At 45.7% G+C, this 6,580-nt stretch carries 9 protein-coding genes; 1 reads left to right on the top strand and 8 read right to left on the bottom strand.

What is annotated here, in order from left to right; genetic code table 11:
- Window positions 1-79 precede the first annotated feature (79 nt).
- The 4 genes from A8707_RS25210 to A8707_RS27300 form a co-directional block, all read right to left on the bottom strand.
- A complete protein-coding gene (locus tag A8707_RS25210) occupies window positions 80-853 on the bottom strand; it encodes a DUF6064 family protein (RefSeq protein ID WP_068820095.1) in 774 nt (257 codons plus the stop codon).
- Between the two features lie 231 nt (window positions 854-1,084).
- A complete protein-coding gene (locus tag A8707_RS25205) occupies window positions 1,085-1,747 on the bottom strand; it encodes an L-2-amino-thiazoline-4-carboxylic acid hydrolase (RefSeq protein WP_068820093.1) in 663 nt (220 codons plus the stop codon).
- 118 nt (window positions 1,748-1,865) lie between these two features.
- Complete coding sequence (locus A8707_RS25200; protein ID WP_068820091.1) at window positions 1,866-2,477, bottom strand: DUF3267 domain-containing protein; 612 nt, start codon at window positions 2,475-2,477, stop codon at window positions 1,866-1,868.
- Between the two features lie 303 nt (window positions 2,478-2,780).
- Entirely contained in the window at window positions 2,781-3,320 is a 540-nt protein-coding gene (locus tag A8707_RS27300; protein ID WP_074382588.1) for a PspC domain-containing protein, read from the bottom strand.
- Between the two features lie 46 nt (window positions 3,321-3,366).
- On the opposite strand from A8707_RS27300, the gene A8707_RS28705 reads away from it, so the two are divergent.
- Window positions 3,367-3,786 carry a hypothetical protein gene (locus A8707_RS28705; RefSeq protein ID WP_156518875.1) on the top strand — a complete coding sequence of 140 codons (420 nt, stop codon included), beginning with the start codon at window positions 3,367-3,369 and terminating at the stop codon, window positions 3,784-3,786.
- Between the two features lie 75 nt (window positions 3,787-3,861).
- On the opposite strand, the gene A8707_RS27295 is transcribed toward A8707_RS28705, so the two are convergent.
- The 4 genes from A8707_RS27295 to A8707_RS25180 all read right to left on the bottom strand — a co-directional run bounded on the left by A8707_RS27295 (window position 3,862) and on the right by A8707_RS25180 (window position 6,458).
- Window positions 3,862-4,071 (bottom strand): hypothetical protein, encoded by a 210-nt coding sequence (locus A8707_RS27295; RefSeq protein WP_074382587.1) that lies wholly within the window; start codon window positions 4,069-4,071, stop codon window positions 3,862-3,864.
- 310 nt (window positions 4,072-4,381) lie between these two features.
- Window positions 4,382-5,119 (bottom strand): DUF6544 family protein, encoded by a 738-nt coding sequence (locus tag A8707_RS25190; RefSeq protein ID WP_068820083.1) that lies wholly within the window; start codon window positions 5,117-5,119, stop codon window positions 4,382-4,384.
- Between the two features lie 70 nt (window positions 5,120-5,189).
- A complete protein-coding gene (locus A8707_RS25185; RefSeq protein WP_068820081.1) occupies window positions 5,190-5,843 on the bottom strand; it encodes a head GIN domain-containing protein in 654 nt (217 codons plus the stop codon).
- Window positions 5,844-5,891: 48 nt separating this feature from the next.
- A complete protein-coding gene (locus A8707_RS25180) occupies window positions 5,892-6,458 on the bottom strand; it encodes an alpha/beta fold hydrolase (protein WP_068820079.1) in 567 nt (188 codons plus the stop codon).
- Window positions 6,459-6,580: the final 122 nt, after the last annotated feature.

Here is a 6,580-nt window from a genome sequence, read left to right as displayed (position 1 = left end):
ACCCATAGTTCATCTCATGCCAAACCTATTCCCTGATATCACTTCACTACTGAACAGGTACTAAGTTTGTAATAGTTGTTTACAAACACTCTCTTAAATTTAAATTCATGAGATTTTTTAGCTTAAAACGTGCATTTTGGACGGCTATATAATCCCGATTCATTTCTGAGTTAGCGATCTTTTTAACCTTCGATCGTGCGATCAGCACAATGCCCACTACACCCGCTACGAGGAGACCGAGATCTTGTGGGACACCGAACAAAAAGGCGGCTTGCCCCCCGATCAGTGACCATAGGACAGGCACCACGAGTGGACTGCGCGGGTAAGGGCGAACAGTGAACGCGAACAGACCGATAGTGAATATCGTGGTGGGGCAAGGCAGACCAAACGTAACCAGATTCGGGTAGTAATGCCCCGCATCGATCGACCAGGCGGGATAGACGACAAGGGCAAAGACAATCAGCAGAACACCGACAGCCGTGCGGGCATTGGTAGTCAAACGAAACTCAAGCCTTCGGCGCACGACACCCTGCCAGAGAAAGATGAGCGATCCCATGACCGAAACGGCGGCAAATCCATACGCCGGTGCGCTGATGACCGTAAAGAATGAGAGATGATAGACGAGACCGAGCCAAGCCCACAGGAAGGCGAGGATGGAGGACACACCCAAGCCCGACCAACGACGCGGAAATACCACCAGGGCAACGGCAACCACTGCAAGCACAAGCAAGAAAATCTGGGCTGGCCACACCGTCGTGTTGTACTCACGAGACACGCCATAGAACTGCTCGACGGTGAACGGGAGCACTCCCAGAATGGCATAGCAATCGTTAAAATAAGTTGCGATAGGCATGATTTAATCCTCAAAATCTGATTATGCTGAGATCGACAAGTACCCTCGGTAATTTGAATCAAAATGCCGAGGATGCCCTTGATCCGAACCTTACTCTCTGTTTTTGTTTTTTCTTGGTTTCAGCGATTGCTCGATCGCGATCTGATGAAGGTGATTAAGTGCATCATTAAATTTAAATTTCACCGAGATTTTTTACTGAAAACGTGCAGAAGTCCAGTACCAGTTTGCCCATCATCTTCTGTTGATAAATCCCTTCTCAGGTGACCATTCCGTGTAACCACGTCCCATAATATGGTTATTGCAACAGTCATCTCCATCCGCTATGGTTTTGTTTCTTTCAAATTTCAACTCACTCAGATTTGCAACCAGATAATCGATTCTGCACGCAGATGGAAATACATAATCCTCTCCGATCATTTTTAAGACCTTATAGGCTCCACATTCTACAAAATTGCAGAAATAACTGCCTTCATCGCACTCAATCACCTGAATCTTGAAATCAAGAGGGTCGAGCAATCCTTCTTCTCTAGACTTCTGTAAAGCCTTTTGCTTCTTCTTGAGACTTTTATTCAAACTTAGTCTGCCAATTAGCCTCAAAATATATCGAGGGATTTTCCGTAATAATTCTTCGTTCATCATCCACAATAGTCGATCGGCATCATTTGTAGTTTCATCAAACTGTTTGAAGGCATAATAAATAGGGACATAGGCGACGATGAACTTATAATTAAAATCGAAATGGCTATTTTTGAGTTTGGGGATCTTAGGTAAAATCTCTTTGAGTTTTGCATCAGATATCTTCTTTATTGCTACATACATTTCTTGTCCATATTCATTGATGATATTTCTTTTTCCGGCACATACGAGCAGTTGATATGCAAGTTCAATATTCATTGCTATTCTTCTCAAATGTTTGTTTTCATAGATTGAGCTAATAAGCGAATTGTTCGCATACTTGTGCGTGAAACGCAATCGACTGCTGCTGTTCAGCTATCAGCAATACTTTCTCTTTTTATCTCACTTCAGGATTTTGCAAAAATACGCGCACCCCATCTCGCTCATCCATTACATAGGCGGTAGGGGCATATCGAAGCACGATGATGGCTATCCATAGGTCTCCGATCGCTCCGCTCGCGTTGATGGTTCCACAGATCGCTAATAGGGCGACCCAGAGGGTACCCTGCATAAACCACATTCCCAGAATCACGAGAATGCTCAGAATAGATAATGGCGCAAGCGTTATGAGCAAATAGTCATTACGGCGGTAAGCATATCTGGGTGTTGTGGCATAAAACATTGCCTGCTTCCATAGAACGCCATAGTGAGGTTTTGCGCCAAACATCCGCATCACCACACCATGAGTAAGTTCATGCAGAAACAATGTCAGTAGAGTTCCTATGACAAGTAGAATTATTCCAGTCAGCCTGATCTGAACATGCGATGGCAGCTTTCCCAACCCAATAGCGACATTGAGAAACATCAGCCCAAAGACAACAAAAAGAGGGATTGACAGGATTTGTAAGACGGTCACCCGAATCGGTTTGTTCAAGCGATAGTAAAGAACTTCTTGATAACCGTTAGGCAATGATCCTGGTGTAATGCTGGTACTATTTGTCTCTAACATCGATTCCCCTCGCTCCGTAGATTGTTTGAAACTCAGTGTTAGTCCGCACAGAGCCTTTCTCGGTGAGAAACAGGACGATCGTTAACTGAGATCTTGCAGTATTCTCAGTTAGCCCGACAACCCGCCCTGAACTGAAGTTCGGGCTAATGGTGGAAAGTCCGTTTTAACGGACTCAAGAGTAGACCAGAATTGACTTTCAGTCCGTTTCAACGGACTTTCCCCTGATTAGCCCGAACTTCAGTTCAGGGCGGTTGAAGGCTATGAACGAGGGGTTTTAATCAGGTGCAAGATCTCAGTTAACGTCTAATGAGCTTCGATCGACGACTCCAAGGGGAACGCCAACCAACCCCAAACATAAAGTGACAAAACAAGTCCAGGTACGGCAATGGCTAAAATAACGGTGACAATCCGAACTCCTAGAATGGACAGTTTCCACCGCTGTGAGATGGCGGAACATAGTCCTGCAACTACTTTATGACGACGACTGCGGTAAAAAAAAGTAGTTGGTCTCCCTGAAATATTTGCGTTGGTTCGCGATCGCTGATTCTTTAGAATCAAAGAAAGCAGCAATCCTATCGCACCCAAAATAGCGGAGGGGATGGTGAAGATTGCAAGCCAGTGAGCAAAGAACATCCCTGTAACGATGTCTCGATGCCAGGAAGGTCCAAAGCGTTCCGTCAAACTGAGTCCGCCCCAAGTTAGAAGGAGCGGGAAGATGCCGTAGAAGATGCAAACACTTAACAATAGTAAGTGTCCACGGATTGATGGCGATCGGAGAAACGCGATCGAAGCAAGTGCTGGACCGATCAATAGTAGTGTCAAAAGCAAAGGTGAATAAATCATGGGTTTTTCCAGTTAGCATTGGAGGGGTTTTTAATAAAGAGGTATCTTGAATGAATCTGATACTATTGAATATATGAAATCACTTCACAGGTTAAAAACTTTTTTATCATTGTCACTTGTCGCTGCTTTCCTCTGCTGTTCATCGGTGCAAGCGCAGCAGAGTACTCTCACGCCTACGCCAAGTCCAGAAGTGTTGCAGCAGGAAGTGAAGAAGTTAAAGCAGCAGATGAAAGCTTTGGATGAGCGAATTGACGTTTTGAGTTCGGGAAGCAAGCCTAATCCCAGTTTTTCAGTCAATTCTGACGTAAGCACTGGCGGAGTAGCTATTTTGTTTGGTGCCTTCTGTGCTTTGTGGGCGCAAAACACCAAGAGGAATGCCCTTCTCTGGTTTTTCTTTGGTGCCATCTTCAACGTCATTGCCGTTCTTGTCTTGCTTTATAAGAACTCAACAAGAGATAGCTTTTGAGAGGCTTTATTAAATGACAAAATTGGAAAACCGGAAACCAGTGTTTTGCTACGATACTGGAAGAGTTAACGATTTTTATTTTTGCGGTTGAGAGGAATTAGTTGGCAAACTATATGGCTCAGAATGCCTCACCCACATGTTAACACCAACATAAGCAACGACAGCTAACAAAGAATAAACAAATGCAGCAACAAAACAAGCTACTATTACGCCCATCATCACATTTCTCCAAGGTATCCCAGCTTGTGGACGATCTTTCAGTTCTCCAGGTTGTTTCTTATTCATCTTTTAATTCTCCGTATTTATAGCAATACAATAGAATACTCACTAACGATTATTTTGGGCGACTAACAGTTGAGTTGATGTCTAAATTGATTGATTACGATACAAATTGTCATAGGGAAACTTCTAACGTTTCTAGATCGCAATCATTACTCCATCCTGTCAATGAATCGCCTGCTTCGTTTCGATCGACGTTTAGCTATCCACGCATGATTCTATTCCTTCCAAACTCTTTGTCGGCGAGAGAGATTGGTACTTCCAAATACTGCTATGAGTGCGATCTCCAGGAGTAACGATGGGCAGAATTCGTCGATTACTTGTAAATTGCTTTGTCGATCGTGCAGTGAAAGGATTCTCCTTCGGACTCAAAACGTTCACTGCCGAATAACCAGCCAATGCGAAGACGAGTCGGGATCGTGTAGCCGTCGAAGGTACCACTATCCTCGACCATGCCACCAAAATCGCCATAGTGAAACGCTTCACCTTCTAGGCTGCCCCAGCGATCGCTTTTAACTTGCTCCAAGACTCCCTGATTGGAGACCGTTAGGGTAAGCTTGGCGGGTTCGCCGAGGCTGGTGAAGGTTGCCTGAACTTGGGACGCGTTTAACTCCGTCCAGATGATATCAGGGTTGCAGAGAACGGACGGTAGCCATATGGACTCTATCTGAACTCGTCCCACACATGATCGAGTGATATCTTCTCCACTTCTCTGAATGGTATTCCACGAAGCATTTCCAACGCCATCTACGAGACGATCCTCTACCAAAATCGGCTTACTATTCATCAAAGTAGTCGCCTGCCAAATCATGCCTCGATCCCAGCAAATCACTTCTTCCGCTTTAAATGAATGCCAATCTTGTCCGAGTTTCATTTCTCCATGCATCCATAATCGAACGGCGGATGCGAGGGGTGTACCGGGAGCAATTGCTTGTTCTAAATAGCGCCGAGCAAGATGGGGAAGATTGCCTAATAATTCTGGATCGAATGGGCGATTACTTGTTGGTGTCGATTCCCACAAGTCTTCAATTGAGATGGGTTTAGCGTTAATCATGGTGTCCTCAGGTTTAAAGTATCGATCGGGCAGTTCAAGTTGTGTGATAGTTTGTCCAGACTAATACCATTTACCTTTGGTTTATTTTTCCGATCCCCTCAGCCTGTCGGTTGACGATTTTCGGGTTTCCATAGTAGTTAACTTCCCCTACTCCAGATGCGTTTACATCCAGTTGCCCTGTCACATAGAGGTCAGCATTACCGACTGCGCTCGAATTGACCTTGGCATTGACAGCACGTAAATTCTTCGCGTCTAGACTGCCAACCCCCGATACTGTAATGTCCGCTTCCTTGGTTTCACCCGATGCGCTGAAACTCCCAACCCCGGTCAGCACTATTTCCAGTCGATCATTCTTGATATTGGATAGATTCGCTTCACCGACCCCATCGAAGACGAACCGTTTCACATTGGGAGTAGATACCCTGATCTGTAACTTTTGCTCAGGACTGTATCCTTTCGTGGCTCGGACGTATAAAGTACCGTTTTTAACTTCAGTTGTGATGAATGGGATGATGTTATCGTCGCCGCTAATTTCGAGACTCTGCTGCTCTTGAGAACGCACTGCGATCGCACCAGCATACTCCACATCTAGAGCATTGAAGGAGCCAAGAGATCTAGTTTCCGTCTTAGCAATACCACTTCCTTTAACTCCTCCGGGGTTAATAATAATGCATCCCGCCAAACCAATCACTAATCCGATGCTGAGCAGTGTTAATCTCTTCATAGGGTCTTTCTTCCACTCCGGTAATAGTCATATCCTCTGGTAGTCGAGTCAGCGCTTTGAATAGGTTTCAGGCAAAATGGTTTCAGTCATAATTTTGGAGAATGCCTCAAACTGCTCAAAGGCGACGGAATGCCCAGCGTTCTCAAAAATAAACCGTTGCTTGCGGGGTGCTTTTAATAGGTCGAACCACTCCAGCGCCAAGTCGCGGCGGCCCTTTAGTTCGGCTGCGCCATCGAGCAGATAAACGGGTACTTCAAGCTGTTTGACGGTTTGGCGAAAGTCAATGTTTTGCAATTGGGGATACATCACTGCAAACATATCGAGCAACCCTCGCAGGACATTCACCTTCTCCACGAGATTATATTCGGAGCCAAAAATACCCCAGGGACCGAGATTAGCCGCGCTGCCACGCTGGATGTAAGATTGTGGCGGACTGTACGGCGGAGAGAGGCGATCGTACTGACCCATCACGAAAGCATTGGCGTAGGGGCTGTCCGCATAGGGTGGCTCCCCATAGGCTCGTATTTTAGCCGCCAGTGAGGTATCTCCCGTTTTGATTGCCAGTGCCAAGATGTCCTGATAATTTCGGCGATCGGTTTCACGCTGACTGACCATCTGACCACTGCCAATCCAGGCGTAATATAGCCGTCGCCACTAAGGTTAGGACGCTGCCTTGAGGACATCCTCCATCGCCTCTCGCAATGTATCAAATTCATCTAAGCACTTGCGAATTCGAC

Origin of the sequence: Phormidesmis priestleyi BC1401, assembly GCF_001650195.1 — a bacterium.
Taxonomy (GTDB): Bacteria; Cyanobacteriota; Cyanobacteriia; order Leptolyngbyales; family Leptolyngbyaceae; genus Phormidesmis_A; species Phormidesmis_A priestleyi_B.
Note: the sequence above shows the minus strand (reverse complement) of the source record. Positions and strands in the feature narration are given on the sequence as shown.

Excerpts from the sequence above, each read along its gene's own strand:
- A8707_RS25205 (WP_068820093.1), bottom strand. The coding sequence starts at position 1,747 with ATGAATATTGAACTTGCATATCAACTGCTCGTATGTGCCGGAAAAAGA.
- A8707_RS27295 (WP_074382587.1), bottom strand. The coding sequence starts at position 4,071 with ATGAATAAGAAACAACCTGGAGAACTGAAAGATCGTCCACAAGCTGGG.
- A8707_RS25200 (WP_068820091.1), bottom strand. The coding sequence starts at position 2,477 with ATGTTAGAGACAAATAGTACCAGCATTACACCAGGATCATTGCCTAAC.
- A8707_RS27300 (WP_074382588.1), bottom strand. The coding sequence starts at position 3,320 with ATGATTTATTCACCTTTGCTTTTGACACTACTATTGATCGGTCCAGCA.
- A8707_RS25190 (WP_068820083.1), bottom strand. The coding sequence starts at position 5,119 with ATGATTAACGCTAAACCCATCTCAATTGAAGACTTGTGGGAATCGACA.
- A8707_RS25210 (WP_068820095.1), bottom strand. The coding sequence starts at position 853 with ATGCCTATCGCAACTTATTTTAACGATTGCTATGCCATTCTGGGAGTG.
- A8707_RS25180 (WP_068820079.1), bottom strand. The coding sequence starts at position 6,458 with ATGGTCAGTCAGCGTGAAACCGATCGCCGAAATTATCAGGACATCTTG.
- A8707_RS25185 (WP_068820081.1), bottom strand. The coding sequence starts at position 5,843 with ATGAAGAGATTAACACTGCTCAGCATCGGATTAGTGATTGGTTTGGCG.